The organism is Ruegeria sp. HKCCA0370 (assembly GCF_013033705.1).
Taxonomy (GTDB): Bacteria; Pseudomonadota; Alphaproteobacteria; order Rhodobacterales; family Rhodobacteraceae; genus Ruegeria.
In genome coordinates this window covers 140,271-167,000 of record NZ_WQEP01000002.1, presented here as the reverse complement: position 1 = coordinate 167,000, position 26,730 = coordinate 140,271, and the positions used below count along the sequence as shown (strand labels likewise).

The window sequence follows — 26,730 nt, the reverse complement described above, 5'->3', positions numbered from 1 at the left end:
CAAAGGCTGATAGGCTTTATCTGGCGGTTATGAAACTTTTGATTGCCTTGCTCTTCTGCCTCGCTCCTGCCGCAGCCAGTGCGAAATGCGTGATCCTTCTGCACGGTCTCGCGCGTACCGAGGCCTCGTTCACCGTGATGGAGCAGCTGTTCAAGGCGCATGACTATACCGTTGTGCGCCACGGGTATCCATCGACCGAAATCGGTATTCCGGAACTGGCAAGGCAAACCATACCGGACGCGCTTGCGGCGTGTGGTGATGACAAAGCCAATGTCGTTGCGCATTCCATGGGCGGTATCCTGTTGCGCTATTGGCTCAAGGACCATCGGCCCGAAAACCTGGGTCGTGTCGTCATGCTCGGCCCGCCCAATCAGGGCAGCCAGTTGGTCGATGAGCTGAGCGCATGGGAAGTGTTCGGGTATCTGAACGGCCCGGCGGGCCTGCAATTGGGCACAGGTCCCGAAGGCATTCCGCGCCGCCTGCCGCCGGTGGATTTTGAGCTGGGGGTGATCGCGGGTGAGAATTCGCTCAACCCGCTGTTTTCATCGCTGATCGACGGGCCGGATGACGGTAAGGTTTCGGTTGAAACCACCAAGGTCGAAGGGATGAAGGATCATCTTGTTCTGCCGGTGACCCACACCTTCATGATGAACAACCCGCGCGTTATGGCACAGGCGCTGCATTTCATCGAATTCGGCCGCTTCGATCGGCAGATCACCTGGCTGGACGGCGTGATGGAGATAATCGATGAGATCTGCATCGGGCAGGATTGCTCGGAACCTGACTCGGAGCCCACACGATGACCTCTCTGGATCTGACTTTGACCGGCGCAGAGGTTCTGTTGCCGGAGGATGGTCTGTCGCGCTGCGATCTCTCGATAGCGGAGGGCGTCATTCAGCAAGATCGGACCGGGCGCAAGGTTGACCTGACCGGTTATCTTGTCCTGCCCGGTATCGTCGATCTGCACGGGGACGGGTTCGAACGCCACATCGCCCCGCGCCGGGGCGCAATGAAGCAAATGAGTGAAGGCATACTGGCAGCCGAAGCCGAACTGGCCGCCAATGGCATCACCACCGCCGTTCTGGCGCAGTTCTACAGCTGGGAAGGTGGCGTGCGCGGCCCCGAGTTTGCCGCGCAGGTGTTTCGGGCCATCGCTGCGGTCAAGGACAGCGCCGTCACGGATCTGATCCCGCAATTGCGGTTCGAGACCAACATGCTAGGGGATTACGAGGGTCTGGCCCATCGCATCGCCGAATGGCAGGTGCCCTATGTGGTGTTCAATGATCACCTGCCGCATGATCGTTTGGCGCAGGGCAAAAAGCCACCGCGCCTGACCGGGCAGGCGTTGAAGGCCGGACGCAATCCGGATGCGCATTTTGAGATGCTGCTCAATATGCATGCCCGCAGGAACGAGGTTCCCGCTGCCGTCGAAGTACTCAGCGCCGAACTTGTCTCAATGGGGGTGCGTTTGGGCAGCCATGATGACGCGACCGCCGAGACAAGGGCATGGTGGCGCGACCGGGGCGTGCGCATTGCCGAATTCCCCGAAACGCTTGAAGCCGCCGAAGCCGCGCGTTCTGCCGGGGATTACGTTATCCTCGGCTCTCCCAACGTCGTGCGGGGCGGATCACACAAAGGGAACGCAAGCGCCGTCGAACTGATCGCCATGGGGCTCTGTGATGCGTTGGCCTCGGATTATCACTATCCCAGCCCGCGCCGCGCGGCGTTGATGCTGGCCAAAACCGGTCTGCTGGATCTGGCCGGTGCCTGGGCGCTGGTCTCGTCCGGCCCCGCGCGGGTGCTGGATATGCAGGACAGGGGCACGCTCGTGCCGGGAAAACGCGCGGATCTGGTCATCCTGGACGCGGGCACCCATCGCGTTGCAGCCACCTTGGCCGGTGGGCGCGTCAGTTACATGTCAGGCGACATCGCCGCCCGGTTTCTGGGTTAGGCCCCGAAAAACCTTTATCTTTTCCCAAATTCTCTCGCCGAAGGCGTCGCGCGCAGGCGCGACAGCCTCAACGTTTGATGCGGTTGAAATGCCCCATCTTGCGCCCGGCCTTTACCTCGGCCTTGCCATAGAGATGCAGCGCCACATCCCGCTCGCGGGCCAGCTCGGGTACACGGTCCATGTCGTCGCCGATCAGGTTCTCCATCACGACGTCGGAATGGCGCTGCCCGTCCCCCAAAGGCCACCCCGCCACGGCGCGGATATGCTGTTCGAACTGATCGACAGCACAGCCGTTCTGCGTCCAGTGCCCCGAATTGTGAACCCGCGGAGCGATTTCATTCACGATCAGGCCACCGGGCATCACGAACAGCTCAACGCCCATCACACCAACATATTCGAGAGCGTTCAGGATGTTCGCCGCCAGCAGGATTGCGTCTGTGCGCTGGGCCGGGGACAGGCGGGCAGGGATGGTGGTGGTGCGCAGGATGCCATCGCGGTGCACATTCTCACCCGGATCGAAACAGGCGACCTGACCGTCCAGACCACGGGCCGCGATGATCGACACCTCGTGCGAGAATTCCACAAACCCTTCCAGAATGGCTGGTGCCCCGGCCATATCGGCCAGAGCGGCCTCGGCATCCTCAGGCTTGCGCAGCCGGGCCTGCCCTTTGCCGTCATAGCCGAAGCGACGGGTTTTCAGGATGGCGGGTGTCCCGATCTGTTCGATCGCCGTATTCAGGCTGTTCAGGTCGGCGATATCCGCAAACGGGGCCGTCTTCAGGCCCAGCTCTTGCAGAAACGTCTTCTCGGTCAACCTGTCCTGGCTGACCCGCAAGGCGTCGCGCCCGGGGCGGATCGGGCGGTGCGCTTCCAGAATGTCCAGCGCTTCGGTCGGGATGTTTTCGAACTCATAGGTGATGACATCCACCGCGTCAGCAAAGGCTTTCAGCGCATCTGCATCGTCATAAGCCGCAGTGGTGACGCGATCCGCAACCTGCCCCGCCGGTGGGTTCGCACCCGGCTCATAGATATGGCTGACAAAACCCAGCCTGGCGGCTGCCACGGACAGCATCCGGCCCAGCTGACCGCCCCCCAGAATCCCGATCACTGCACCTTGGGCGAGCATTTCCGCCATCTTCAACTCTCCAAACGTTTGCCAATTGCCCCAAGCGCGGACCGCAACGCCTCGTGCGCGCCCCCGTCTTTCAGGGCGTCCGTCATTTGCAGGCTCAGCGTGCCCTCGGTCGCCAGGGCGTCACGCTCCTGCGCCAATCGTCCGGCGGCGCCTTTTTCCATCGAGGCCAGAAAACCCGCCATCAACTGCGTTGTATAGAACTCGGCCCCGTCCGCATCACCGGTTGCGTCACCCAGCCATTCGGCACCGGTGGCCATCAGGTCCAGAATGCCGGGAACCATGGCACAAATGGCGAAATGCGCGTTCAGCGCGGCTTCATCCGCAACCTTGACCACGGGGTTTTCCGGTTCAAACAGATCCGCCAGCAGGCGATCATTGCCAAAAGCCGCCATCGGGCAGCCGCCGGTTTCCAGAAAGCCCAGCGGGATGGTCTGCACGAAATCCGACGCCGGGGCGCAAAGCGCGGCCAGATGCTCGGCCGAAACCGCCGCCATGACCGACACGATCTGCTGATCGGCGCGGAATGTCAGCGGGTCCAGAACGTCGGCCGCGATATGCGGGCGCAGGCACAGGAACACGATGTCCGAGGTGTCAATCACGGCCTGAGGCGCAGCGACGGTTACGCCCAGTTCCGCCTTCAATGCGGCTGAAACCTTGGCGTTGCGCTCGGTCACGCTGATCTGGTGCCCCTTGGCGGCCATCAGCCGCGCAATCGGCGCGGCGATATGGCCGGTGCCGATAAATCCGATCCGGCTCATCCCTGCGGTTCCTGGGGGATCGATGCTGACAACGCGTCACGCCAGTTGTCCAGCCTTTCGGCCAAAGCATCATCCTGCAATGCAAGAATGCCCGCCGCCATCAGGCCGGCATTGGCCCCGCCGGCGGACCCGATCGCCATGGTTGCCACCGGGAATCCCTTGGGCATCTGCACGATGGAATACAGCGAATCCACGCCCGACAAGGCTCGGGTCTGCACCGGGACGCCAATCACAGGCACCCGCGTTTTCGACGCCATCATGCCCGGAAGATGCGCCGCCCCGCCCGCACCTGCAATGATCACCTGCAACCCGCGCGAAACTGCGGTTTTGCCGTAGTCCCACAACCGGTCCGGCGTGCGGTGGGCCGATACGACGCGCGCTTCGTAGGCGACGCCCAGTTCGTCCAGAATATCCGCGGCTTCCTTCATCGTGGGCCAGTCCGACTGGCTGCCCATGATGATCCCCACTTTCACATCGCTCATCCGCATACGTCCCCGCGCTCAGAAAGAGCGCGCACTATAGCCAAATCCGGTTGGCTGGCAATGCGGTACAGGGCGTTCAGGCGATGATATCGGGCGTCAGGCGGTCTTCGATCAGGCGGATGATGTCTTTCAGGCGCAGTTTCTCTTTTTTCAGGCGCCGCAAGGTCAGTTGATCGGCCGTTCCCTTGTCATGCAATGCCTGAATCGCCTCATCCAGATCGCGGTGCTGTCGGCGGAAGACCTCAAGCTCAACACGCAATACTTCATCTGTTTTCATCGAAAGATCGGTAGGCGCGTTCATTGGCGACTCGAGTTGGTTGTGGTGCTTGGCCAACAAGATAGTGTGTCAGACGTTATCGCGCCAGACCTTGTGGACATCCTGGTTTCTTCCCATATTCTATTGCAGGCGGTTGCCAGAACGGGGCCGCACACCACGTCGCTTTTACAAAGAAGGACGAAAATACGTGTCGAAACTTACTCTTGGCTCATACCCGCATCTTTTGGGGTTCGAGCAGTTGGAACGCCTTCTGGAACGGTCTGCAAAGGCCGGAAATGAGGGATACCCGCCCTATAACATCGAACAGACCTCGGATTTTTCATATCGGATCACTCTTGCAGTGGCCGGGTTTGCCGAAGAGGATCTGTCAATCACGATCGAGGATCGCCAGTTGGTAATCCGGGGCCGTCAGCGCGACGACAGCGAGGGGCGCATCTTCCTGCATCGCGGCATTGCGGCGCGTCAGTTCCAGCGCATGTTCGTGCTGGCCGATGGTGTCGAAGTGGGCGAGGCGATCATGGAAAATGGTCTGCTGCATGTGGATCTGACCCGCGCCGTGCCGGAAACCGTGGTTCAGACGATCAACATACGGAAGGGGTAAGAGCAATGAATACACCGATTGAAATCAACGCCCAGGGCAACCGTATTGTCTATGTCAAAACGGTTGAAGTATCTGAATTGCCTCGGGAAGTTCGTGAACAGGCCGGCGATCTGGATCAGCTTTACGCCGTTCACGATTCCGACGGGCAGCAACTGGCGCTGGTCGCCGACCGCAAGCTGGCCTTCGTGCTGGCGCGCGAACATGACCTGTCTCCGGTGGCCGTTCACTAGGCGGCCTGAAACTCTGCTGAAAAGACGTGACATTTTCTGCCTATGCAGTGATCGTGCCACAAATGCTAAAGCAGGAGTGGCATCATGGGTTGGTTTGACTTTGACTGGGTGGACGCCTTCAGTGATCGCGCCTTCGGCGGCAACGGATGTGCCGTCGTCCATGAAGGTGCGCGCCTGACGCAAGAGGTCTGCACGGCCTATGTGCGCGAAACCTCTCTGGTCGAATGCACCTTTACCGGGCCGTCCGACGTGGCCGACATCCGCGTCCGCTACTTTCTGGCCAGCCGCGAAATTCCCTTTGCGGGGCATCCGACTATCGCCACCGTCGCGGCGATGCGATCCCGCGGCATGATCTCGGGCGATCGTCTGACGCTGGAAACCGGTGCCGGCCTGGTGTCGATCCGTTTGCAGGGGGATCAGATCGAAATGACTCAGGTCGCACCGCAATTCGGTACGCGCGTCCCAGCGGAACTGGTGGCGGCAGCGGTCAGTCTGCCAACGGGAGCCATCATTTCTCCGCCTCAAATGGTTTCAACCGGCTTGCCGTTCTGCATCACCGTTCTGCGGGATCATGCGGCCTTGCGGGCCGCTCAACTGGTTGAAGGCCCGTTGCGCAAAGTGGCTGAAACTGCGGGGTATTCCGGCTCGGACATGGCCGAGCCGTTTCTTGTCACGCTGCAAGGGGCAACCGATGAGGGGGATACGTTTTCGCGCCTTCTCATGGCACCGCCCAGCCCGCCCGAAGATCCGTTTACCGGGTCTGCCACCGGTGCGATGGCCGCCTATTTGTGGAAACATGGCTTGATGCAAAAGGAAAGCTTCATCGCCCAGCAGGGTCACGATATGGGCCGCCCCGGGAAGGCCATCGTCACGCGTGTCGGCCCGTCTGATGCGATGACGGGCATCAAGGTTTCTGGTCAAGGGCATATCCTGATGCGCGGGCAGGTCGACCTTCCGGAAACGCCGATAAACTAGGCGGGCGTTGACCTAGGGCTGACCGCGAAACCCTGGCCGGATGCGACGGGCTACATCCAGGCCAACCGCAGAATCGGGGCCGTACTTGGTTCGATCCCGTGTCGTTTACACAACCTGTCCAGATATGACCCTGAAACCGGCAGCCCGGCCATCCGGTTGGCCATCAGTTTCTTCTGATGGCCGTAGATGTGTACCGAATGCACGGCTTCGGTTTCGATTTCGTTCGTCGCGATGCGCGGATCGTGGAGCTTCCACAATTCCTCCTGGGCCAGCGGATAAAAGGTTGCAGCAGCCATGGCATGGCGGTCCTCTGCCGTCCGGCGCAGGAAATGGCCAAAGGCTTTGGGCCCCGAACTGGCCCAGGGCAGGGCTTCGATGCCCCAGCGTTCCCCTCTGGCGGTTCGTTCCCGATTGTGGCGCTGCAATCTGCGTCCACGCCAGGGTTGGGACGGGTTAGACGACATGACAAATTCCAGCATCTGTTCCAGGGTCGCCGATCTTGTGGGCAGGCGCAGCACACCAGTTGGGAAGTCACCCCGCCTGGAGCGACCGAACACGAAATCCGTCGAAAATTCAAACGCCCGTACGCAATAGGCATCCAGATCGACCCAGATCATCTCGCCTTGCCGCATCAGGTGCAGCCGGAAAATATCCGAGAAGACGGCAACGCCCTGTCTGTCTTCGGCCTTGACCACAAAAGGCGGGGGCCAGAAAACGTCGCTGGCAGGGCGGGTTTCGACGCCTGCCGGAATGCCTTTTACCTCGTGCGCGACATACAGGACCAAGCGGTGGCCATGATCCAGAAAGGACTGAAGGCAGAGTTGCTCCAACCAACTCAGATCGGATCCAAACCAGAAACTGGCAATGGTCGGAGACCTGTTCGTCATCTCAGTTTCACACCCGCCTTGAGGTCCTGAAAACCATCAGGACCAGCGGCAATTGTCAATCGAAGACCAAAAAAAGGAACGGCCCCCGGAATGACCGGAGGCCGCCAAACAAAGTCTGATGAGACCGTTATCCGTTTGCTGCGATCAGGCCCATGCTTTCCAGTTTCAGCAGCACCTGATGGGCGCAGTTGTCGACCTCGACATTTTCGGTTTCGACGCGCAGCTCGGGGTTTTCCGGAACATCGTAAGGGTCCGAGATGCCGGTGAACTCCTTGATCTTGCCCTCGCGCGCAAGCTTGTACAGACCCTTGCGATCGCGGCGTTCGCATTCCTCGATGCTGGTGGCCACATGCACCTCGCAGAAGGCTCCGAACTGTTCGATCTCTTCCCGCACGGCACGGCGTGTGGTGGCATAAGGCGCAATCGGGGCGCAGATGGCGATGCCGCCGTTCTTGGTGATCTCGGACGCCACATATCCGATGCGACGGATGTTCAGGTCGCGGTGTTCCTTCGAGAAGCCCAGTTCCGAGCTGAGATTCTTGCGCACGATGTCGCCATCCAGCAGCGTCACCGGGCGGTCACCCATCTCCATCAGCTTGACCATCAGCGCGTTTGCGATGGTCGACTTGCCCGAGCCCGAAAAGCCGGTGAAGAAGACGGTGAAACCCTGCTTGGAGCGCGGCGGGAAGCGGCGGCGCAGTTCCTCGACCACTTCGGGGAACGAGAACCACTCGGGGATTTCCAGCCCTTCACGCAGGCGGCGGCGCAGTTCGGTGCCCGAGATGTTCAGGATCGTGACGTTGTCCTTGTCGAGAATCTCGTCATTCGGTTCGTACTGGGCGCGTTCCTGCACATAGACCATGTGCTTGAAGTCCACCATTTCAACGCCGATTTCGTCCTGGAACTGTCGGAACAGATCCTGCGCATCGTAGGGGCCGTAGAAATCCTCACCTTTGCTGTTCTTGCCGGGGCCCGCGTGGTCGCGGCCGACGATGAAGTGGGTGCAGCCGTGGTTGGCGCGGATCAGGCCGTGCCAGACGGCCTCGCGCGGGCCAGCCATGCGCATGGCCAGGTTCAACAAGCTCATAGAGGTGGTCGAGGCGGGGTACTTGTCCAGCACCGCCTCGTAACAGCGCACGCGGGTAAAATGATCGACGTCGCCCGGTTTGGTCATGCCCACGACCGGGTGGATCAGCAGGTTGGCCTGTGCCTCTTTGGCGGCGCGGAAGGTCAGCTCCTGATGCGCGCGGTGCAGCGGGTTGCGGGTCTGGAAGGCCACGATGCGGCGCCAGCCCAGCTTGCGGAAATAGGCGCGCAATTCATTCGGCGTGTCGCGGCGCCCACGAAAATCGTAATGTACGGGTTGTTGGATTCCGACCACCGGTCCGCCCAGATAGACCTTGCCGGCCACGTTGTGCAGATAGTTCACTGCCGGGTGGGCATCGTCATCGGCACCAAAGACCTTCTCTGCCTCGCGTGACTTGTCCGGAGTCCAGCGGTCGGTCACGGTCATGGTGCCCAAGATCACGCCTTCCTGATCACGCAGAGCGATATCCTGCCCAAGTTCGATCTGATCCGCGAAGTCTTCGCTGACATCCAATGTGATGGGCATTGGCCAAAGCGTTCCATCGGCCAGGCGCATATTCTCGACCACATTGTCGTAATCCGCTTCGCTCAGAAATCCCTTGAGCGGGTTGAACCCGCCATTCATCAGAAGTTCCAGGTCGCAGATCTGACGCGGGCTCAGATCCCAGCTGGTCAGGTCGGCCGCTTCCACCTTCAGCTTCTGCGCCGAATCGTATGACACATACAGTTCGGGGATCGGGGCCAGATTGCTTAACATCGTCATTGGAATTCTCTTGTCGCAGTGTTGATTTGCCAGTGGATATCAGGCGGTTTCGAGGCGTTTGCACCGACTGACAGGCGAAGTCCACAGGCGTGAATGTAACAAAGGAGGATATGCGCCGAATATTTTTGAATTGGAAGGAATTTCTAATTCACGGGTCAAATCGATGATCTGATCCTTGCGATCAGAGGTTATTGCTTCATGCAGAGAATTTCTGTTCCTGTTCTGTGGCGTTCTGCTCAAGTGTGGACGCACGGGTGACGGGCAGGGCGGGAATCGGTTCAGACACGCCGCGCAGTTGGAACAATCTGATATCGTTCTGGGGCACGACGACACCTGCGGCCTTCAGCAACTCGTGCGAGACCAGCAGTTCGACCTTCAGCGCCTTGGTTTCGCTTTCCAGACGACTGGCGACGTTGACGGCGTCGCCGATTATGGTTTTCGACGCATGGCCCGCGGCGCCGATCTCACCCACCACCAGATCCCCAAGATGCAGACCCATCCCGATTCGAATGCCGGGGCTGCCTTCGGCCTCGAGCTGTGCGTTGAATTCATCAAGGGCGTGACTGATGTCGATGGCGGCTTGCAATCCGGCACGGGCGGACGCTGCCGCATTCGGCTTTTCAAAAACGGCCAGCAGCCCGTCTCCCATATATTTGTCCACGACACCGCCTTCCTTGGTGATGGCTGGCACGACCGCATCGAAAAACCGGTTCAGCAGGAACACGATGTCATAAGGCAATTGGCCGGTCGTGCGCGCGGTAAAGCTGCGCATGTCCAGAAACAAAACAGCCAACTGACGTTCCTGACCCTGGCTGGCATGTCCGCGTATGCGCCCGCCATCTGGTCTGAAAACCCGAAAAACGGTGGTGGGTTCCGTTGGGCGTATCTGGCAGGCCAGTCGCGTCTGCGGCGAGGCGCCCACAGCGGCAAGGCTGCGTGCTTCGACGTCGCCGGGCGGCGGCAGGGCGTCGCTGCCATCCTCTACGATGACCCGGCATGTGGTGCAACGCCCCTTTCCACCGCACAGGGCGGCGTGCGGCACGCCATTCACCTGCGAAATCTCAAGCAACGTCATGCCTTTTTCCGCGACCACCTCGGGCCCTTTGGCGTAATTCACGCGCACCGAATGCCTGCGCCGCCACAGTTTGCGCCCGATGTAAACCAGACCCGTCGCCCCCAGAGCCAGCCAGAAGATCAAAAGGCCATAGTCTTTTACACTGAACAGGGTCTGGAAGGCTTCGGGCGATGGCCAATTGTAGTGCTCGATATATTGCTCGCGCAGGAATTCATCAGCAAAGTCGGCCCATATGCGTCGACCTTCGGTCAGCAATCCGGCCAACGCGAATAATGGCACGAAAACCGCAACGCCGATCAGATAGGGCACGACCCGCGACCACCACCGGGTCAGCCGCAACCACATATGCAAACCGATGCAGCCGTGTATCCAAACGATCAGCAACAAGGCGCTTTGCATCCATACGGCGATACTGGGCCACATCAAAATGATGATATATCCCATCTCGTCATTGACGTCATAGACTTCGTGCGCGACCCGCGTCTGCACGATGTGCGAGATCAGTTGCAGCGGAATCAGCAAGCCCAGAACGACCTGCAACGCCGTGCTGAAGGGCATGCGCAGGGTTCTGCGTTGCGCGATCGATGTCAGGGCCAGACCTGCATGCGTGAACAGGGCAGCATAAAAAAGCACGCTCATGACATCGTGGCGTGTGACGGCCTTTCGACCATCCTGCATCCCGTGCAGGTAATCCGTGTGAAACAGGCCCAAGCCAATATTTATGAAATGGAAGAACGCGAACACAAACAACACAAGACCACTGACGATCCTGAGTCGGGTTGACCACCCGCCGCGCCAAAGAGCGTTGTTCAAATGTTCACCTGTTTTTCGCTTTTCCCTCGGCAATCCTGATACGCCGCCGGCTGGGGGTCAAGGGATTGGCAGGTGGCATCGGCTGCCGATCAGTGATTGCAGAGCAGCGTATGCTGTGCAGTGCCCCCTTAAACCCCGGGGGCACTGTACTGAAAGGGCTGACGGCCTTCGGATCTGAACTCACCGGGGCAGCCCCGCAACATTCAGAACGCGCGTTATTCGTTTTCCGCCAGGAACCGTTCGGCATCCAGTGCCGCCATGCAGCCCATACCGGCGCTTGTGACCGCCTGACGATAGACGTGATCGGTCAGATCGCCCGCTGCGAACACGCCCGGAACCGAGGTTTCCGTGCTGCCCGGTTTGGTGACGACATAGCCACCCATATGCGTTTCAAGCGTGTCCTTGACCAGCTCGTTCGCGGGCGCGTGGCCGATGGCAACAAACACGCCTTTACAGGGGATTTCAGTGATCTCTCCGGTTTTGACATGTTTGACGCGAACGCCCTCGACGCCCAGCGGCGCGTCGGTGCCGATCACTTCTTCCAACTCGTGGAACCACAGTGGCTCGATTTTGTCGTTCTTCATCAGCCGATCTTGCAGAATCTTTTCCGCGCGCAGCTCATCGCGGCGATGGATCAGAGTCACCTTGCTGGCGAAATTGGTCAGGAACAGGGCCTCTTCCACGGCCGTATTGCCGCCGCCGATCACCACGATTTCCTGTCCGCGATAGAAGAACCCGTCGCAGGTGGCGCAGGCTGAAACGCCAAAGCCCTTGAACTTTTCTTCCGACGGCAGGCCCAGCCATTTGGCGCGCGCGCCGGTCGCCAGAATGACGGCGTCCGCCGTGTAGGTAGTGCCGCTGTCGCCCTGGGCGGTGAAGGGGCGCTGGCTGAGGTCCAGATCGTTGATGATGTCGCCGATCACTTCGCAACCCATGGCCTTGGCATGATCCTGCATCCGGACCATCAGGTCTGGGCCCTGTACCTCGGTGTCGCCGGGCCAGTTCTCGACCTCGGTCGTTGTCGTCAGCTGGCCGCCGGGCTCGATACCCTGCACCAGGATGGGTTCCAGCATGGCGCGGCTTGCGTAAACGCCCGCAGTGTATCCTGCTGGCCCCGATCCGATGATCAGAACCTTGGTGTGTCGTGTGTCGGCCATGGTAACTCCGCTCGAATTGCCTGAATTGGGCTTTCAGCCCGTCGCCCCGATATAGCGACCGACAGACCCGGCTTAAAGCCCCTTACTGTTCAAGGCCGTTCAAGCCACCTTGCGCAGGGTCAGGGCGAAATGAGAGATTTGAAAACAAAGAAAATTGCGCATGTACGAAACATTATTGCGCGCGCGTGGGGGGCTGATATAAGAACCGCAATAATCAGGAGCATTTGATGGTCACGACTCGGCTGGATGATATCGACCGCAAAATTCTGGCGGAACTACAGGCAGACGGTCGGATGACCAATGTGGAACTTGCCAAACGGGTCGGAATTTCGGCGCCGCCCTGTCTGCGCCGGGTGCGCACACTGGAAGAATCCGGCTATATCACCGGTTACCACGCCGAGGTGAATTCTCGTGAGCTGGGATTCGAGGTGCAGGTGTTCGCCATGGTCGGTCTTGACAGTCAGGCCGAGACCGAGCTGCGCGCGTTCGAAGAACGCTGCCGCGAATGGCCGCTTGTCCGTGAATGCCACATGCTGAACGGCGAGGTGGACTTCATCCTGAAATGCGTCGCACCCGATCTCAGCAGTTTTCAGCAGTTTCTGACCGGTGAACTGCTGACCACGCCAAACGTGGCCAGCGTCAAGACTTCGCTTGTTATCCGCGGCGCAAAAGACGAACCAGGCGTGCCGTTCGACGTTCTGGAAGAACGAATGAACCGGACGGCGTAACCCCCAGACGTTTTGCAGGTGCGGTGTTCGGTGGCAGCATGGCAGCCACCGCCAAGGATAGAATCCAACTTAGTAACAGCTGCATGATGCCCCCCATAATGCAGTAATCGCTATCGTACTCAGGCTGTCATCGCGTCGATTTCTCCGTCCCCGGCACGCGGCATCAGCAGCGGACCAAAATCGTTGAGCGACTCGATATGCGCAAACAGGTTCAGATAAACCGACCGCAACGAGTGGCTGATCATCCGGACCGCGTTCACACCTGGGTGATACGTTTCGAACTGTAAACCATCTACCCGAATAACGGAATGCCGTTTCAGACAAATGTGAAACAGTTCAACTGGCGTCGGCGGCATTGTTTCAATCACGCCCGTTCCATCCTGAAATTCGGATACAGGTGTCAGAATCGGGTCATTTCCGTACAAATGCCGTAAATGTGTCGGTGTGCCCACGATCCGTGCCGCAGGCCCGGCGATTACACCCGACATCGGTTTTTGCATCCCGAATGTATCTGCCGTGACGCGCGTAAGCGGCCGCGTGCGGCCCCGCGAATCCGGACGTCCCGGGATCAGAGTGACAGATCCCTTCCAAAGCACGGTTTCCGACGCGCCATCCTGCGTCAGGACAGTATCCCCCGGCATCAGGTCTTCGATGGCCATGGGCCCATGTTCCGTTTCAACCAGCGATCCGCGCGTGAAGGCACAAAAAGCGTCTTCGAACATTGGCAGAGCGGGCGCGATGTGTCTGGTTTGAACCACGTTTCCGTTTTTCAACAGGCTGCTGACTTCATATCGGCGCAGCTGAGCCTTTGGTTTCGCAACCGGCCGCGGTGCTTCCCGCAGCATGGCTGTCGTTTCGATCGCATTTCTGGCCGCACGGGCCAGTGAACTAGGAATAGTCATAAATATTCCTTCCCCTCAAATTGTCCGGTCAGGCGCGGCGTATCCCCGTACAGGCCAACCTGGCGAACTGGTTCTTTGTCTTGAAACAAATGGTTGACCCTTGGGCGGCGGTCGGTCGGACCCCGCATTGCGACAAAATCTCGCTTTCCAATGGTCAACACATTGACCCCCCAGACAAACTCGTACTTCACGGGCGAAAATTGCCCGCACACACACAACTCCTGAATCCGTCTCGACCCCCTCAGATCGCGACGCACCACACATCGGGCAGGAGCAAGCCCGAAGCGCGTTCACCCAATCGAGACCGGCAGCTTGGCCTCAGGGTGTTTCTGTCTCAGCGTCGTGCCGCGATGCGGCTGGCGACCCTGACAGAATGGCTTGATACCCGCTTCCACGGCATTTCCAGCTTCTGGCTCCGCGTGGCGGCAACCATGGCTTTGAGAAAGCGAGATTTGGTTTTCATTTTCTGGTCCTGCTCTGAACGGGTTTGTTTCCCGCATCCGTTATGAACCTTTTATGACGCACGTTTGCGGCATGGATAAGGCTTATCCGGGATGTTTTGCAGACAAGAAATTTATAGTCGGTCCATCCTTCCACTCAACACGCCAGCGTCCGAAACAAGGACGTCAGAAGACCATCTGATAGCTGGCAAAACTCGTTACGATTCTGAGTCCGGTAAACACAACAAATGTGGCGGAAAAGTGGCGCGACGCCTAAATCTGGGCCAAAATCACAATCTTATGACCGAGATCAACCGCCCGTAATCGGCCTCGTTTGCATGTGTTGTGCGGCGGTAGGAATAGAACCGGTCCGGGTCGGAATATGTGCAGTGCCGGGTCCATTCCGCCTGCCCGACACCGGCCTGCCGCAATCGGTGCAAGCCAAAGGCGGGCAGGTCGAATTGCAGCCGGTCATCCTGTCCGTTTGCAAAGAACCGGGTGTTGTCTGGAGAATCGGCGATAAATGCGTCCAGAAACTCGGGGCCCACCTCGTAGGCGCGTTGCGAAATGCTGGGGCCGATGACGGCGTTGACATTCCGGCGTGTTGCGCCAAGCGCTTCCATGGCGTCCAGCGTCGCCTCCAGCACACCGTCAAGCGCGCCGCGCCAGCCCGCATGGGCTGCTCCGATCACATTGGCCGCGGGATCGGCAAACAGAACTGGCTGACAATCTGCCGTCAGAATCGTCAGCGCCAGACCGGGTGTCGCCGTCACGACCGCGTCCGCGCGCGGTTTTTCACCTTCCAGGGGCTGTTCAACCGTCAGAACTGTTGGGGAATGAACTTGATGCACGCCGATCATCGCCTCGGGCGCGACGCCCATCGCATCGGCAACCCGCCGGCGGTTCAGCGCGACAATTTCGGTTTGATCTGACGATCCATAACCGCAATTCAACCCGTCGAAGATACCAGAGGACGCCCCGCCGCGACGGGTGAAGAACCCGTGCCGAAATGGGGAAAGCAAGTCCGAAGTCAGAATTTCCAGTGTCATGGCTCTAATCCCGGCGGTGGTGCAGCATAGACCGGATAGAGGCCTATCACCTTGAACAGATTTCCCATTTCGGCCGGATGCGTCAACCGGCGATGCGCGGCAGCCAGGGCATCCAGCTCGGAACCGCTCAGCGACCGGGACAAAGCCTGCGCCCGGGCGGTTATGCCAAGCCGTTCCAGAAACACGCCCTGCGGTGTCAGGCGTGTGTGCCTGGCTCCGCAGGCGCGGGTCGCAATGGCCAGAGGCTCAAAATCCACATGTGCCGTCAGGTCGGCCTGACCGGGTGACGCCAGCGGATCGGCGGGCTCGTGGTTTTGCAGGGCTTGCAGCGTATCACCCAACGAATGCCAGTCGCCATAATCGACGATCAGCGCGGCACCTCCGTGGCTGGCGATCCGACCGGCAATCACGGTCAGAATGGGGATCGCCGCGGCGCATAGCTCGACCAGATCACCATCCTTGGTGTCCGAAAGCCTGTCCGCCAGCGCCACCTGCGGCCCGTTGGGCCCTCGCCCAAACAGCAATTCGCCGTCGCGCTCGCCGACCAGGCGTTCACTCCAGCCGTCACCGTCGCGCAGGAACTGCCGGACAGGCAGCGCGTCGAAGAACTCGTTCGCCACCAGCAGCAGTGGCTGGTCCGGCAACTCTGCGACACTGTCGGCCCAGTTCGGTGTGTAATCCTTCAGGGTGTCCGCCTGCACCTGCCTCAGGGCAGGCGAGGCCTCGACCAGCACAATCCGGGCAGCATCGTGAAATCCCTGCACGGTTCGGGTGGCACGCAATATATCACTCATCAGAGTGCCGCGCCCGGGCCCCAATTCGCACAGGGTGAATGGCGCGGGACGGCCCTGATCCATCCAGCATTGCGCAAGGCACAGCCCGATCAGTTCGCCAAACATCTGGCTGATTTCCGGTGCCGTGGTGAAATCCCCGGCAGCCCCCAGCGGATTGCGCGTTGTATAATAGCCCAGCGTGGGATGCAGAAGGCATTCGGCCATGTAGTCGGCCACGCTCATCGGTCCATCCTGTCGGATGCGGGCGATCAGGTGATCGGTCAGGCTCATTTTGCCCGCCCTGCGCGAAAGACAAACCACAGGCCAAGCGCGATCATGGGCAATGACAGGATCTGGCCCATGGTCAGGCCATATCCGCCCACATGCCATGCAAGCCCCAGCGGATTGCCGGGCGACACGAACTGCGCATCCGGCTGGCGGAAGAATTCAACAATAAAGCGCGATGCGCCGTAACCGGCCAGAAACGTGCCCATGATCAGGCCGGGTTTCTGAAAGGCCCCCCGGCGATAGACCAGCCACAGCAACAACGCACCCAGCAACACGCCTTCCAGCGCCGCTTCGTACAGCTGCGAGGGGTGCCGGGCGCACATTCCCGCAACCACGCCGGGGCAGTCCTGCGCGGCAAAACCGGGAAAGATGACGGCCCAGGGCAGCTCGCTCGGGCGGCCCCACAGCTCGGCATTGACGAAATTGGCAAGCCGCCCCAACAGCAGGCCGGGTGGCACGGTGTAGGCAACCAGGTCGCCCAGCGACAGGGCGGGGATCTGATGGCGGCGGGCAAACAGGTACGAGGCCAGGATCACGCCCAGCAGTCCCCCATGAAACGCCATACCGCCTTGCCAGACCTTTACGATCTCAAGCGGATGCGACAGGTAATAGGCGGGTTGGTAAAACAGCACAAAGCCAAGCCGCCCGCCCAGGATCACGCCCAGAATGATCCAGGTGACCAGATCCTCCAGTTGGTTCGGTTTCATCGGCGGGCCGTCCGTAGGCCACAGGGCAGGGCGGCGCAACGCCATGACTGCCAGCCGCCACGCAATCAGGATGCCCGCGATATATGCCAGCGCATACCACCTCAACGCGAACTCCATCCCGAACAGCGAGATCGAGAACAATTCGGGCGACAGATCGGGAAAATTCAGAACAGCCTGCATGTGCGTCTCATTGCCCGGGGTTTGCAGGGCAAGTCAACCTTGAGCCTGCGGCATTCTTTCCCCATATAGAGATCAACCGCGATACCGGAGTAGTGATATGCAAACCCGCAACAAGATACTGGACGACATGTCCCAGCTGATGACCAACGCCATGGGTGTCGCGCAGGGCGCGCGGGAAGAGGCCGAGAACGCGATGAAGTCGATGATCGACCGCTGGCTGGCCGACCGCGATTTCGTCACCCGCGAAGAATTCGACGCCGTCCGCGCCATGGCACAGAAAGCGCGCGAAGAAAACGCCGCACTCGAAGCCCGCATTGCCGCGCTCGAGGCGAAACTGGACAAGTAACGCCCCGGGCGTTCCCTGAATTCACAGTTTTGGACAAAGTCGGACGCCGCGCAATCCGATCGGGATTGTGCGGTGCCGTGCATTCTGACGCATTGCGGGATTTAATCAAGACAAAGCTGACCTGGCAGCCAATATTTTGATCCCCGTTGCCTTCTGTCCACAACTTATTGCTGTTATCCCCAACAAATAGGGTTGCCAGAACCTACGCCACATCGCACCATATTTAGTACAGGCCTATGGGGGAAGCCCGGTTTGTAGAGCAGGCAACTAGCGCTGGGGCGCTGCCAGCCCCAAAATGCTAGAGATTAGTGAGGTGGCATTATGGCCCTTTCCGAGCAGTATCTCGAAGAAGACATTCATCCGATCGACATTGTTGAACATCTGGCCGAACATCACGACTGGGATTTTGACCGCATTGGGGACGATCAGATCGCCATGGCTGTCGAAGGCCAGTGGCGGACCTATTCAATCACTCTGGCCTGGTCCAACTATGACGAAACGCTGCGGATGGTGTGTTCGTTCGAAATGGAACCACCGGCCGAGCGGGAAATGCAGCTCTATGAGCTGCTCAACAAGATGAATGATCAGTGCTGGGCAGGTGCCTTTACCTATTGGGCGAACCAGAAGCTGATGGTGTACCGGTACGGGTTGGTCCTTGCCGGGGGGCAGACAGCCAGCGCCGAACAGATCGATACGATGATCACCGCTGCCGTCATGAGCGCGGAACGGTACTATCCGGCGATTCAACTGGTCACCTGGGGCAATCGAGAGCCAGAAGAAGCCATGCAAGTGGCCATTGCAGAGGCCTACGGCCGGGCGTAAAGCTTTGCCCCGAACCGACATGTAACGCGGGAGGGGCAAATGGACATGACGCGTGTGGCCGAACAGGGGCTTGTGCTTCTGGGGTGCGGAAAGATGGGGTCCGCAATGCTGGCGGGATGGCTGGAACACGGCCTCCCGCCAGCGTCCGTTTGGGTGATCGATCCGCACCCGTCCGACTGGCTGAAGGCGCAGGGCGTCAACATCAACACACCCTTGCCCGAAGCCCCTGCCGTGGTGTTGGTCGCGGTCAAGCCGCAGATGATGGGCGAGGCCTTGCCTGCCATTCAGGCGCTGGGCGGTGGCAGCACGCTGTTTGTTTCGGTCGCGGCGGGCACCTCGATTGCCACGTTCGAATCCGTTCTGGGCAGCGATACGCCGATCATTCGCGCCATGCCCAACACCCCCGCCGCCATCCGTCAGGGCATCACCGCGTTGATCGGCAACAGCCACGCCTCGGCCGAGGATCTGACTCTGGCCGAAAACCTGCTGTCGGCGGTGGGTGAGACGGTTCGTCTTGAAGACGAGACGCAGATGGATGCGGTCACCGGCCTCAGCGGATCCGGTCCTGCCTATGTGTTCCATCTGATTGAAACACTTGCCAAAGCAGGCGAGGCGCAGGGCCTGCCGCATGACCTTGCGATGAAACTGGCCAAATCGACGGTGGCCGGGGCCGGCGCACTGGCGATGTCCGCTGACGAGGATCCGTCTCAACTGCGGATCAATGTAACATCGCCGAACGGCACGACCCAAGCCGCGCTTGAGGTGCTGATGCATGAAGAACGCGGCTTCCCTGACTTGCTGCACCGTGCCGTCAAGGCCGCAACCGACCGATCCAAGGAGCTGTCACGTGAGTGAGATTTCTTTCGACGATTTTCTCAAGGTTGATATCCGCGTGGGCGAGGTGATCCGCGCTGAACCCTATCCCGAAGCCCGCAAACCCGCGATCAAGATGTGGATCGACTTTGGTGATGAGATTGGCGAGCGCAAGACGTCGGCCCAGATCACCGCGCACTATGATCCGTCGACCTTGGTGGGCAAACAGGTCATGGCCGTGGTCAATTTCCCCCCTCGCCAGATCGGCAGATTCATGTCCGAAGTTCTGGTTCTGGGTCTGCCCGATGAAAACGGCGAGATTGTTCTGATCGGTCCCGACGGCCGAGTTCCGACAGGCGGGCGGATGCATTGATGAAACTGTTGATCACACGCCCGATGACGCCGGCAGTCGAGGCCCGCGCCCGCGACGCGTTTGACGTGAAGATTCGAGACAATACGGCGCCCATGTCGCGGCAGGAAATGCTGTCGGCGCTGACGGATTTCGACGTGGTCGTGCCCACGCTGGGTGATCAGTTTTCGGCTCGGGTATTTGCGGATGCAGGCGCGCCTCGGTGCAAGCTTCTGGCCAATTTCGGCGTCGGCTACAATCACATCGATGTCGAGGCCGCGCGCGCAGCCTCGGTCGAGGTGACCAACACGCCCGGCGCAGTCACTGACGCCACGGCGGATATCGCCATGACCCTGTTGTTGAGCACGGCCCGACGCGCGGGCGAAGGCGAACGGCTGGTCCGCGCGGGCCAATGGCAAGGCTGGCATCCCACGCAGATGCTGGGTCATCATGTAACGGGCAAACGCGTCGGTATCGTCGGGATGGGCCGTATCGGGCAGGCCATCGCGCGCCGGTGCCATTTCGGTTTCGAAATGCAGGTTGCCTATCAATCCCGCAGCGCCAAGCAACTGGACTTTCCGGCCGAGTTCATACCTGACCTTGAATCACTCGCCGCGTCGGTCGATTTCCTTGTGCTCGCCGTTCCCGGCGGTGCCGAAACACGACACCTGATCGACGCGCAGGTTCTTCAGGCGATGAATCCTTCGGCCATTCTGGTCAATATCGCGCGAGGCGAGGTCGTGGACGAAGCGGCCCTTATCGCGGCGCTGCAATCGGGTCAGATTGCCGGGGCCGGGCTGGATGTCTACGAGTTTGAACCCAAAGTGCCCCGGGCCCTTTGTGAAATGGAAAACGTCACCCTGCTGCCCCATCTGGGCACGGCCACCGAAGAGGTACGCAGCAGCATGGGGCACATGGCACTGGATAACGTGGCGGCCTTTGTGGCGGGCGAGGCGTTGCCCAACCCGGTCTAGTCGCCCACCGCCTCGCGCCAGTGTTTGCGGCAAAGCGAAACATAGGTCTCGTTGCCACCGATTTGCACCTGGGCGCCTTCGGTGATGGCGTTGCCGTTTTCGTCCTGACGTATCACCATCGTGGCCTTGCGTCCGCATTTGCATATGGTGCGGACTTCACGCATCTCATCGGCCAGGGCCAGCAGCGCGGCTGATCCGGGAAACAGCTTGCCCTGAAAATCCACCCGCAGCCCGTAGGCCAGTACCGGTACGTCCAGATCGTCGACGGCGCGCGCCAATTGCCAGACCTGCGCTTCGGACAGGAACTGGGCCTCGTCGATGAACACGCAGGTTACGGGACCTTCGTTCAAACGATTTCGGATCATCGCAAAGACATCGTCGCCGGGCGTAAAGGTATCGGCCTCCTCCGAGATACCGATGCGTGATGCGATCCGTCCGGCACCCGCCCTTCCGTCAATGGCCGCGGTCATCAGGTATGTCTTCATCCCACGCTCGCGGTAGTTGTGCGAGGCTTGCAGCAACACAGTCGATTTCCCTGCGTTCATGGTTGAATAGTTGAAATACAGCTTTGCCATGACGCGGGTCTAAAACGCTTGGGGAAAAGGAACAAGATATCAATCGTTTTGATGGAGCGACGTCGCCGTTGCGTTCGCAGAGGCCGAGCTACGCTCTAGGGGATGGAACCCCCACATCTGCAACAGCGACGCCGTCGGCCAACATGTGGCCAAAACGCAGCAAGGTTTAACAATATCACCCTGCAATCACTCATTACCGGCTTGAACTGCCGCCACTCACTCACAAAATCCCCCGCATATCTGAGGGATAGCCAATGTATGACATTTCAATTATGACTTGGTTATGGGAAATTTACCCACGCTTTCCCCCGTTTGGACATCGGGCAGGCGTTTGCAGGTAACAAAGGTAAAACAATGGCAGATATCGGGGCCTATCTGAAAAAACACACAGAAGCGCTGGTCAAGGATGTTGGAATCGAAGCCGCGTGTGAAATTACAGGGAAATCCAAGGCCACTTTGGGGCGATACTATTCCGACAATGCTGAACACGAGGACCGGTTCATGCCTGTGGACGCGGTGGCCCGCCTTGAGAACGCGGCGACGTATCCGCATGTGACGTCGGCTTTGGCGGACCTGAAGAACATCACCTTGTCCTATAGCGACCGCAACACCTCCACCCCCCGCACCGGTGGTGTCAATTCGGATGTCATTGCGCTCAGCCAGCGGTTTGCGATGTTGATGACCGAGTATCAGGCCGCAATCGAAGACGGAATCATCACCGTCAACGAAGCCAAACGGCTGCTGAAAGAAACCAGTTTGCTGCAACAGGTTCTGATCGAGATGAAGCTGCATCTGGAAGAAGAAAGCGTCAGCTAGCCGGGGTCGGGAACCGTTGCACCCGTGACTGGCCAGTTTTCGCCTGTGCGGCCTACCTCTTTTCATGCTCGAAAAGACACAAACGCTGACTGTGCCTGTTGCCTCAATTCAGTCACGTCTGTCCTGTAAGGTCCGTCGCGGGCAAGAACGTCAAGGGCAGTGGACCATGCAGAAATCGCAGGGAACATACAGTATTTTCGCAGACCGGGTGGTTCTGCGTTTTTTTGTATGCGCCTATGCGGCACTTCTGGTGTTACTGGCCCTAAGTGGTCATCAGGAAGGCTCTGACGACGTGATGCGCTGGGTGGTCGTGCAGGATCTGTTGCAGGGCCAGGGCTGGTTCGACAGCCATCAGTATCGGTTGGGCCCCGAGGGCGGTACGCTGATGCATTGGTCCCGATTGATCGACGCGCCGATTGCTTTGCTCTACGGAACATTCGGGTTGGTTTTGCCGCCCGATATGGCCCTTCAGGTGACGGCATTCGTCTGGCCCTCACTTTTGGCGGGTCTGACCCTGTGGGCCTTTGCGGTGACGGGCAGCGTTTTGGGCGCGCGGGAAGGCGCTGTTTCGGCGCTGGTTGTGGGTGTGTTGGCGCTCGAACACTCGCGGAAGTTCGACTATTTTTCGTTTGATCACCACAATGCTCAGATTCTTCTGTTCGTCACGGCCCTGATGCTGTTTGCTTTGCGCAGGGACAAACCATATGCCGGATGGCTGCTGGGTGTCTGCCTGGCGCTTTCGGTGTCGATAGGCACCGAATCGATATTGCAGATCGCACTTGTCGCCGTGTTTTTTGCCATTGACTGGATCGTAAACGGCGAACCGACCCGTCGCCGGACCATGGCGTTTGGTATCGGGCTGGTCCTGACGCTTGTGCTGACCAGCCTGGCAACAACGGGACACGAGGCCTTTCTGTTCCCAAGTTGTGACGCCCTGACTCTCAGCGTGGCATTGCCGGCGAGCGTTGCCGCGGCAGGGCTTTGCATTGCGGCATGGATCGGGTCTGGCTGGTCACTTTGGGGCCGCATCGGCGCATGTGTTGCAATTGGAGTGGTGACATTGGCCTGCGCTTACGGCTTCGCCCCGCATTGTCTCAGCAACCCGATCGAAGCCCTGCCTCAGGACATGCGCGACTATTGGCTGAGCCAGGTGGCGGAAGCTCAGAAGATCAACGTCATTCTGCAACTGCACCGGGGCGAAGCGCTGGCCCTGATCGCGATGTCGATCCTGTGCATGGCAGCCGCCCTGATCTTTGCAGTCAGATCGCCTTTCAGACTGGAATACGCTCTGTTTCTGGCCCTGATCGTGACCGGCCTGGTGGTGTTCCTCTATCAGTCCAGAATGATGACATTCCTGGGTGTTTCGCTGGTGGCTGTCCAGGCGCAGATCCTGCGTGTCCTGTACAGCTCTTATGCAAGCAGTCGCCGCGCGTTGTCAGGGTTTGCGATGGTTGCTTTCATCCTCTGCATCTCGCCGAAAACCGGCGCCAGCATCGATGAGCAGCTGGGGCGTTTTGCCGGGCCGTCCCTTGCCGCATCCGCGATGCCGGCCCGACAGTCACAGCAGAGTTCGGGGGCATCCTGCAAAACGCCCGAAGCCTATGCGGCCCTGCGTGATCTTCCAGCCGGCAGGGTCCTTGTTGATTTCGACTTTGCCGCAAACGTGCTGCGCCATACCGACCATTCCGTTCTGGCGGGCAATTATCACCGGAATCAGGCTGGAATTCTGGCGCAGATCGAACTGTTCCGATCGGACGCCGACCAGGTCGGATCACGTCTGACCGAGCTGGACGTGGATTACGTCATGCTCTGTATGTCCGCGCCGCGTGCCGAATTCTGGTCCTGGGCGTCACAGGGTCGTGGTTTGCAACCGCGATTGATTGCGGGTGAAATCCCGGCCTATCTCAGACGGATACAAACTGCGGAAGGTGCAGCCTTTCAGATCTTCCAAGTGACTGGGGCAGGCTAGGCCAGACAAGATCAACCGTCAGGCGTGGCGCTTCACGATCACCGACCCGACCGAATACCCGGCGCCGAAAGAACAGATCAGGCCCAGATCACCCTCCTGCAAGTCGTCGGAATACTTCGAAAACGCGATGATCGACCCCGCAGATGACGTGTTGGCATAATCCTGAAGGATGTTGGGTTGCTCGCCCGGCTCGGGTTCGCGGCCCAGAACTTTCTTGCCGATGAAGTCGTTCATCGTCTTGTTGGCCTGATGCAGCCACAGGCGTTTCAGATCAGAGTTTCCGACCCCTTCGGCATCCATGTGGTCGCTGATATGCTTGCTGACCATCGGCAGTACTTCCTTGAATACTTTCCGACCGTTCTGCATGAACTGCATGTCGCGCCGGTCAGTCAGCCCGTCTGGGCGCGAGCGGCGCAGAAAGCCGTTGTTGTTGCGGATATTGTTGGAAAACGCAGTGGCGCAGCGTGTCGATAGGATTTCGAAATGCGGCCCTTGTGCATCTTCGATCCGTTCGATCAGAGTTGCCGTCGCCACATCGCCAAAGATGAAATGGCAATCGCGGTCGCGCCACTCCAGATGGCCCGAGCAGATTTCGGGGTTCACCACCAACGCCGCCCGCACCGATCCCGACCGCACCATGTCCGCCGCGGCCTGAATGCCGAACGTGGCTGACGAACAGGCGACGTTCATGTCAAAGCCGAACCCGTTGATCCCCAGTTCCTGCTGGATTTCGATCGCAATCGCCGGATAGGCGCGCTCGTGGTTCGAAGCCGCGCAGATTACCAGATCAACATCCGCCGCCGTGCGCCCCGCCTGTGCCAGCGCCTTGTTGCAGGCATCCACCGCCATTTCGGTCATGATGCCGGGTTCATCATCGCTGCGCTGCCGCAGCAGTGGATGCATCACGTCCGGGTCCAGCACGCCGCTCTTGTCCATCACGTAGCGGTTTTCGATCCCCGATGCCTTGACGATGAACTCTTCCGATGAATGCTGCATCGGCTCCATCTGTCCGGCGGCGATGGCTTCGGCATTCTTGGCGTTCTGTTTGTCGGCATAAGCGTTGAATGCTTCGACAAGCTCGGCATTGGTGATGACGTTCTGAGGCGTAAAGACACCGGTACCGGTGATGGCGGGGGTATACATGGCGAGCCCTGAATGTTTCGGATTTGCCCAAAATGCAATCATGGTGTGATTTGATCAAGGTATGTTGACCTAAGGGAATGTGCGCAAAGCCGTAGCTTCATATCTTGAATAGTTCAGAAACTGAAGTATATGACCCCTCCAAACGCGCGGAGATCCCCGATGCCCGACGATATCAGCACCAGGCTTGGCCGCCTCAGCCCCGAGATTCAGGCGATCATGGGGGTATATGCCCTGTACTGGAAACTGGAAGAGACATTCGACAGCATCGAAACCGACCTGAGCCACCCCGAATGCCATATGCTGATCAAGCTGGATCAGCCGAAACGCATGGGGGTTCTGGCTGCGGATATGCTGAGTGTGCCGTCCACAATCACCGCCACCGCGGATTCGCTGGAAAAAGCCGGCTATCTCACGCGCGAGCGTGACCCGGAAGACCGCCGCGCCTGGTTGCTGGTGCTGACCGAGCGTGGTGAAGAAGCCCGCAACATGCTGGTGGCCGAGGCCGGAGACCTGTTTCACAGGGCCTCGGGCCTGAACGACGAAGAAACAGCCGAATTCGCGCGACTGGCGCGCAAAATCCGTGACAACGTTTTGAAAACGGGAATTCCCGAGGGACTGAAGAAATGAAACTCCTGACCTCTCTGGGCCTTGCACTGGCCGTTCTGGCAACTCCGATTGCCGCTCAAGATACTCCGAAACCGGTCAAGCTGATGCAGGTGCACGAAACAACGCCCGGCTTCACCCGCCAGTTCTTCGGTCGTGTTGCAGCGCGGCAGACGGTCGATCTTGCCTTTCAGGTCGCCGGTCAGATCGTCGAAATGCCGGTCAACGAAGGGTTTGTCATCCCCAAAGGCGGCCTGATTGCGCGACTGGATCAGGAGCCGTTCGAACTGCGGCTCGAACGGGCGCAGCTGCAAAAGGAACAGGCTGACCGAACCGTCGCACGCCTGTCGCGTTTGCGGGGCACCACGGCCAGCCAGGTGGCGGTCGATGACGCAGAGACCGAAGCGCAACTGGCCGCGATCGCACTGCGCGATGCCGAATACGAACTGGAACACGCGACTTTGACCGCACCATTTGACGCGCTGGTCTCCAGCCGCGCGGTCGAGGCTTTCACCACCGTATCGGCCGGCACGCCGATCGTCCGCATCCACGACATGTCCGAATTGCGCATCGAGGTGGATGTGCCCGAGATCCTGTTTCAACGCTCGGGCCAGAACGACGACATCACCATCACCGCCAAATTCCCCGTAAGTGACGAAGTTTTCCCGCTGGAAATCCGGGAATTCGACGCTGAAACTTCCAGCGTCGGGCAGACCTTCCGCATTCAGTTCGGCCTGACGCCGCCCGAGGGGCTGCAAATTCTTCCCGGCTCGTCCGTCACCGTCAACGTAAAGGTCCAGGACGAGCGCACAGGTATCATCGTGCCGGCGACGGCCGTCATCGCGGATGCAACAGGTGAGCTGAGCGTCATGGTGTTCTCTCCCGCTGGCGCGGATGAAGGCACGGTCCGCCGCGTTCCGGTGACAATCGAACCCACGCAGTCGGGCGATGTTCGGGTGTTGAAGGGCTTGTCTGACGGTGACGAAGTTGTTGTGGCTGGCGGTGCTGTGCTGACAGACGGTCAGCCCGTGCGCCGGTTCACCGGCTTCGCGAACTGAGGGGC

Annotated in this window: 30 protein-coding genes; 15 read left to right on the top strand and 15 right to left on the bottom strand. The window is 59.6% G+C overall.

Going from position 1 to position 26,730, the window contains the following annotated elements; all coding sequences use genetic code 11:
* Positions 1-29: 29 nt before the first annotated feature.
* Entirely contained in the window at positions 30-803 is a 774-nt protein-coding gene (locus GOW31_RS07025; protein WP_171168926.1) for an alpha/beta fold hydrolase, read from the top strand.
* A complete protein-coding gene (locus GOW31_RS07020; protein ID WP_171168924.1) occupies positions 800-1,951 on the top strand; it encodes an alpha-D-ribose 1-methylphosphonate 5-triphosphate diphosphatase in 1,152 nt (383 codons plus the stop codon). The genes GOW31_RS07025 and GOW31_RS07020 overlap by 4 nt, the downstream gene beginning before the upstream one ends.
* A gap of 67 nt (positions 1,952-2,018) precedes the next feature.
* Here the strand turns inward: GOW31_RS07020 and GOW31_RS07015 are convergent, their stop codons facing one another.
* From GOW31_RS07015 to GOW31_RS07000, 4 genes are all read right to left on the bottom strand, one after another.
* A complete protein-coding gene (locus GOW31_RS07015) occupies positions 2,019-3,086 on the bottom strand; it encodes a 5-(carboxyamino)imidazole ribonucleotide synthase (RefSeq protein ID WP_171168922.1) in 1,068 nt (355 codons plus the stop codon).
* 2 nt (positions 3,087-3,088) lie between these two features.
* A complete protein-coding gene (locus tag GOW31_RS07010) occupies positions 3,089-3,844 on the bottom strand; it encodes an NAD(P)-binding domain-containing protein (RefSeq protein WP_171168920.1) in 756 nt (251 codons plus the stop codon).
* Positions 3,841-4,326, bottom strand: coding sequence for a 5-(carboxyamino)imidazole ribonucleotide mutase (purE, locus tag GOW31_RS07005; RefSeq protein ID WP_171168918.1), 486 nt, complete (start codon positions 4,324-4,326; stop codon positions 3,841-3,843). The genes GOW31_RS07010 and purE overlap by 4 nt, the downstream gene beginning before the upstream one ends.
* A gap of 76 nt (positions 4,327-4,402) precedes the next feature.
* Positions 4,403-4,627 (bottom strand): YdcH family protein, encoded by a 225-nt coding sequence (locus GOW31_RS07000; RefSeq protein ID WP_152458986.1) that lies wholly within the window; start codon positions 4,625-4,627, stop codon positions 4,403-4,405.
* A gap of 163 nt (positions 4,628-4,790) precedes the next feature.
* Here GOW31_RS07000 and GOW31_RS06995 point away from each other — a divergent pair, with 163 nt between their 5' ends.
* From GOW31_RS06995 to GOW31_RS06985, 3 genes are all read left to right on the top strand, one after another.
* Positions 4,791-5,204 carry an Hsp20 family protein gene (locus GOW31_RS06995; RefSeq protein ID WP_058275530.1) on the top strand — a complete coding sequence of 138 codons (414 nt, stop codon included), beginning with the start codon at positions 4,791-4,793 and terminating at the stop codon, positions 5,202-5,204.
* Positions 5,205-5,209: 5 nt separating this feature from the next.
* The gene (locus GOW31_RS06990; RefSeq protein ID WP_171168916.1) at positions 5,210-5,434 is read left to right on the top strand and encodes a DUF1150 family protein; all 225 of its coding nucleotides are present in this window, start codon (positions 5,210-5,212) and stop codon (positions 5,432-5,434) included.
* Between the two features lie 84 nt (positions 5,435-5,518).
* Positions 5,519-6,409 carry a PhzF family phenazine biosynthesis protein gene (locus GOW31_RS06985; RefSeq protein WP_171168914.1) on the top strand — a complete coding sequence of 297 codons (891 nt, stop codon included), beginning with the start codon at positions 5,519-5,521 and terminating at the stop codon, positions 6,407-6,409.
* 50 nt (positions 6,410-6,459) lie between these two features.
* Here the strand turns inward: GOW31_RS06985 and GOW31_RS06980 are convergent, their stop codons facing one another.
* From GOW31_RS06980 to trxB, 4 genes are all read right to left on the bottom strand, one after another.
* Entirely contained in the window at positions 6,460-7,296 is an 837-nt protein-coding gene (locus tag GOW31_RS06980) for a hypothetical protein (protein ID WP_171168912.1), read from the bottom strand.
* Positions 7,297-7,423: 127 nt separating this feature from the next.
* Positions 7,424-9,145: a bifunctional sulfate adenylyltransferase/adenylylsulfate kinase gene (locus tag GOW31_RS06975; RefSeq protein WP_152458982.1), complete on the bottom strand. Its 1,722-nt coding sequence runs from the start codon at positions 9,143-9,145 to the stop codon at positions 7,424-7,426.
* Positions 9,146-9,341: 196 nt separating this feature from the next.
* Positions 9,342-11,033: an adenylate/guanylate cyclase domain-containing protein gene (locus GOW31_RS06970; protein WP_171168910.1), complete on the bottom strand. Its 1,692-nt coding sequence runs from the start codon at positions 11,031-11,033 to the stop codon at positions 9,342-9,344.
* A 215-nt stretch (positions 11,034-11,248) separates the two neighbouring features.
* Positions 11,249-12,190: a thioredoxin-disulfide reductase gene (gene trxB, locus GOW31_RS06965; protein ID WP_171168908.1), complete on the bottom strand. Its 942-nt coding sequence runs from the start codon at positions 12,188-12,190 to the stop codon at positions 11,249-11,251.
* A gap of 227 nt (positions 12,191-12,417) precedes the next feature.
* On the opposite strand from trxB, the gene GOW31_RS06960 reads away from it, so the two are divergent.
* Positions 12,418-12,918, top strand: a complete 501-nt coding sequence (locus tag GOW31_RS06960; RefSeq protein ID WP_152458979.1) for an Lrp/AsnC family transcriptional regulator — start codon at positions 12,418-12,420, stop codon at positions 12,916-12,918.
* A 119-nt stretch (positions 12,919-13,037) separates the two neighbouring features.
* On the opposite strand, the gene GOW31_RS06955 is transcribed toward GOW31_RS06960, so the two are convergent.
* The 5 genes from GOW31_RS06955 to lgt all read right to left on the bottom strand — a co-directional run bounded on the left by GOW31_RS06955 (position 13,038) and on the right by lgt (position 17,257).
* Complete coding sequence (locus tag GOW31_RS06955; protein ID WP_171168906.1) at positions 13,038-13,820, bottom strand: Hint domain-containing protein; 783 nt, start codon at positions 13,818-13,820, stop codon at positions 13,038-13,040.
* A 334-nt stretch (positions 13,821-14,154) separates the two neighbouring features.
* The gene (locus GOW31_RS22180; RefSeq protein ID WP_256367481.1) at positions 14,155-14,283 is read right to left on the bottom strand and encodes a hypothetical protein; all 129 of its coding nucleotides are present in this window, start codon (positions 14,281-14,283) and stop codon (positions 14,155-14,157) included.
* Between the two features lie 267 nt (positions 14,284-14,550).
* On the bottom strand, positions 14,551-15,309 hold the full coding sequence (gene pgeF / locus GOW31_RS06950) for a peptidoglycan editing factor PgeF (RefSeq protein ID WP_171168904.1): 759 nt from the start codon (positions 15,307-15,309) through the stop codon (positions 14,551-14,553).
* Positions 15,306-16,373 carry a class I SAM-dependent methyltransferase gene (locus GOW31_RS06945; protein WP_171168902.1) on the bottom strand — a complete coding sequence of 356 codons (1,068 nt, stop codon included), beginning with the start codon at positions 16,371-16,373 and terminating at the stop codon, positions 15,306-15,308. Before GOW31_RS06945 ends, pgeF begins: the two co-directional genes overlap by 4 nt.
* Positions 16,370-17,257 (bottom strand): prolipoprotein diacylglyceryl transferase, encoded by an 888-nt coding sequence (lgt, locus tag GOW31_RS06940; protein WP_171168900.1) that lies wholly within the window; start codon positions 17,255-17,257, stop codon positions 16,370-16,372. Before lgt ends, GOW31_RS06945 begins: the two co-directional genes overlap by 4 nt.
* Before the next feature lie 97 nt (positions 17,258-17,354).
* Between lgt and GOW31_RS06935 the strand changes: the two genes are divergently transcribed.
* The 5 genes from GOW31_RS06935 (at position 17,355) to GOW31_RS06915 (ending at position 20,561) form a co-directional block, all read left to right on the top strand.
* Positions 17,355-17,603, top strand: coding sequence for an accessory factor UbiK family protein (locus GOW31_RS06935; protein ID WP_152458974.1), 249 nt, complete (start codon positions 17,355-17,357; stop codon positions 17,601-17,603).
* A 321-nt stretch (positions 17,604-17,924) separates the two neighbouring features.
* Entirely contained in the window at positions 17,925-18,425 is a 501-nt protein-coding gene (locus GOW31_RS06930) for a YbjN domain-containing protein (protein ID WP_152458973.1), read from the top strand.
* Positions 18,426-18,464: 39 nt separating this feature from the next.
* Positions 18,465-19,280, top strand: coding sequence for a pyrroline-5-carboxylate reductase (gene proC, locus GOW31_RS06925; protein ID WP_171168898.1), 816 nt, complete (start codon positions 18,465-18,467; stop codon positions 19,278-19,280).
* Positions 19,273-19,611 carry a tRNA-binding protein gene (locus tag GOW31_RS06920; RefSeq protein WP_117867910.1) on the top strand — a complete coding sequence of 113 codons (339 nt, stop codon included), beginning with the start codon at positions 19,273-19,275 and terminating at the stop codon, positions 19,609-19,611. The genes proC and GOW31_RS06920 overlap by 8 nt, the downstream gene beginning before the upstream one ends.
* A complete protein-coding gene (locus GOW31_RS06915; RefSeq protein ID WP_171168896.1) occupies positions 19,611-20,561 on the top strand; it encodes a D-glycerate dehydrogenase in 951 nt (316 codons plus the stop codon). The genes GOW31_RS06920 and GOW31_RS06915 overlap by 1 nt, the downstream gene beginning before the upstream one ends.
* On the opposite strand, the gene GOW31_RS06910 is transcribed toward GOW31_RS06915, so the two are convergent.
* Positions 20,558-21,136, bottom strand: a complete 579-nt coding sequence (locus tag GOW31_RS06910; protein WP_171168894.1) for a thymidine kinase — start codon at positions 21,134-21,136, stop codon at positions 20,558-20,560. The two genes, GOW31_RS06915 and GOW31_RS06910, sit on opposite strands and share 4 nt — an antisense overlap.
* Before the next feature lie 354 nt (positions 21,137-21,490).
* Here GOW31_RS06910 and GOW31_RS06905 point away from each other — a divergent pair, with 354 nt between their 5' ends.
* Both GOW31_RS06905 and GOW31_RS06900 read left to right on the top strand, forming a co-directional pair.
* Positions 21,491-21,952 carry a hypothetical protein gene (locus tag GOW31_RS06905; RefSeq protein WP_152458969.1) on the top strand — a complete coding sequence of 154 codons (462 nt, stop codon included), beginning with the start codon at positions 21,491-21,493 and terminating at the stop codon, positions 21,950-21,952.
* 166 nt (positions 21,953-22,118) lie between these two features.
* Positions 22,119-23,921 carry a hypothetical protein gene (locus tag GOW31_RS06900; protein ID WP_171168893.1) on the top strand — a complete coding sequence of 601 codons (1,803 nt, stop codon included), beginning with the start codon at positions 22,119-22,121 and terminating at the stop codon, positions 23,919-23,921.
* Between the two features lie 18 nt (positions 23,922-23,939).
* On the opposite strand, the gene GOW31_RS06895 is transcribed toward GOW31_RS06900, so the two are convergent.
* Positions 23,940-25,064, bottom strand: coding sequence for a beta-ketoacyl-ACP synthase III (locus GOW31_RS06895; RefSeq protein WP_171168891.1), 1,125 nt, complete (start codon positions 25,062-25,064; stop codon positions 23,940-23,942).
* A 159-nt stretch (positions 25,065-25,223) separates the two neighbouring features.
* Here GOW31_RS06895 and GOW31_RS06890 point away from each other — a divergent pair, with 159 nt between their 5' ends.
* Both GOW31_RS06890 and GOW31_RS06885 read left to right on the top strand, forming a co-directional pair.
* Positions 25,224-25,691 (top strand): MarR family winged helix-turn-helix transcriptional regulator, encoded by a 468-nt coding sequence (locus tag GOW31_RS06890; RefSeq protein WP_152458966.1) that lies wholly within the window; start codon positions 25,224-25,226, stop codon positions 25,689-25,691.
* Complete coding sequence (locus tag GOW31_RS06885; protein WP_171168889.1) at positions 25,688-26,725, top strand: efflux RND transporter periplasmic adaptor subunit; 1,038 nt, start codon at positions 25,688-25,690, stop codon at positions 26,723-26,725. Before GOW31_RS06890 ends, GOW31_RS06885 begins: the two co-directional genes overlap by 4 nt.
* Positions 26,726-26,730: the final 5 nt, after the last annotated feature.